General features: G+C 54.1%; 1 protein-coding gene and 2 tRNA genes. All 3 read right to left on the reverse strand.

Going from position 1 to position 1,649, the window contains the following annotated elements:
- Positions 1 to 230: 230 nt before the first annotated feature.
- Positions 231 to 306: transfer RNA gene (locus QME66_13765), tRNA-Thr, on the reverse strand.
- Positions 307 to 728: 422 nt separating this feature from the next.
- Entirely contained in the window at positions 729 to 1,271 is a 543-nt protein-coding gene (locus QME66_13770) for an NUDIX hydrolase (GenBank protein MDI6810010.1), read from the reverse strand.
- Between the two features lie 227 nt (positions 1,272 to 1,498).
- Positions 1,499 to 1,573: transfer RNA gene (locus tag QME66_13775), tRNA-Gly, on the reverse strand.
- Positions 1,574 to 1,649 lie beyond the last annotated feature (76 nt).

The raw sequence follows: 1,649 nt of genomic DNA on the forward strand, positions 1-1,649 counted from the left end.
CTATCGTACCAATATTCACATGCGGCTTCGTACGCTCAAACCTAGGCTTTCCCATACCTGACCTCCAACATTGTTACGGCGGATGATTCCCCTCGTCGAAGATGACGAGATGCTGAAAGAGGAGTTATCTCGAAGATGCTTGGCTACCGACTTCTTCAGACAAACAGACGTTCCTGCTTCCTAAAAAAGAAATATTTACAGAAATGCCTCTTAGTTGTCTCTGACTCATCTGGAGCCCACGACCGGAATCGAACCGGTGGCCTTTTGCTTACCATGCAAATGCTCTACCGACTGAGCTACGCGGGCCTAAGCAGCGGCGTGAACTCTATAACACTAGGAAGAACCGAAATGAGGGCTCCTCACTCCCGGAAAAGATACAAAAAGCCTCCGGCCGTCTTCCCTAGCGGGAAGCTGCGTTGCAAAAACAAAAGTCTAGCACTTCCCGAAAGCCTGTCAAGAGAAATTTTTTCCCTTTTTTTCTGTCAATGTGAGCTGGAAATCTCATTTCTAATGCCCTTCGAAGCACCTATCGGCGGCACTCTGACGCGGACAGACCCTTCCCCTGCGGGTGTTCTCAACTCGTTGAACAGGAATGCAGTTCCGCTGCCTTGATGCGGGTTGGGCGGTGTTTCCTCTTGAGCATTCTTCCTAATCAGGGAATATCGTGCCCTTTGGGCCGATCCATTAGCGATTATTTCCAGCCTGCACGCCGACGCTGAAGACACTCGTCACGTCTTCGTGCGCAGAAGGACAAAAGCGAACGCCGCTGCCCAACCCAGGGCTTTGAATTCGCCCTTGGCCAGTGCTTCTTCAATTTCCGCACGCGTCAGGTAAACAAGCTCCTGCTCCTCAATGTCATGAGGCGCGAAGGGAGCCACTGCCTTTGCTTGCCGGGCCAGGAAGAAATGTCCGGTCCCTGAACCACGGTTTCCGTCTACGCGATAGTGCCCCATCTCAAGCCACTCGGTCGCAACGAGACCTGCTTCTTCGCGTAATTCACGCTGCGCAGCCGCGAGCGGTTCTTCTCCGGGATCAATGTATCCGGCGACGGGCGCAAGCGAAATCCCTTCAATCGCATACTTCGTCTGCCGAAAGCATGCAAAGGTATTGCTCTCAGTAATTGCGACAACACTCACATAGTCAGGCGTAACAATCCAGGGCCAGTCCGGAATAATGCGTCCGTCCGGCAGTTCGACCGTGTGGTGTTCGACAACTAGCCACGGGTGTTCATCCAGTATTATTCGACGAGACAGTGTCTTCCAGGGTTGCATAAAGACAACCTCCGCAGGAGTGAAACCGGGAATCAAACGTTACCTCCTCTCCCCGCCGGGGAGAGGATTAAGGTGAGGGGAAAAAGTCTGGAGCGGGAAACGGGATTTCTTCTCCCCCGAACTCTCCCGAGTTCTCCGCCGAAGCCGGCTGCCCTCGCTTCATCCTCCACAGGAGGCGCTCGGGTCAGCTTCAAATCCCTACATGCGACCTAGGACAAGAAAAAGTCTGGAGCGGGAAACGGGATTTGAACCCGCGACCCTCAGCTTGGAAGGCTGACGCTCTACCGCTGAGCTACTCCCGCCCCTGGCGAGCGAATGTCACCCGGCTAGTGTCGTGTCCCGGAAATTCCTTGTCTATGTCCTTGCCCCGGGACACGA

The organism is Candidatus Eisenbacteria bacterium (genome assembly GCA_030017955.1).
Taxonomy (GTDB): Bacteria; Eisenbacteria; RBG-16-71-46; order JASEGR01; family JASEGR01; genus JASEGR01.

Excerpts from the sequence above, each read along its gene's own strand:
- QME66_13770 (MDI6810010.1), bottom strand. The coding sequence starts at position 1,271 with ATGCAACCCTGGAAGACACTGTCTCGTCGAATAATACTGGATGAACAC.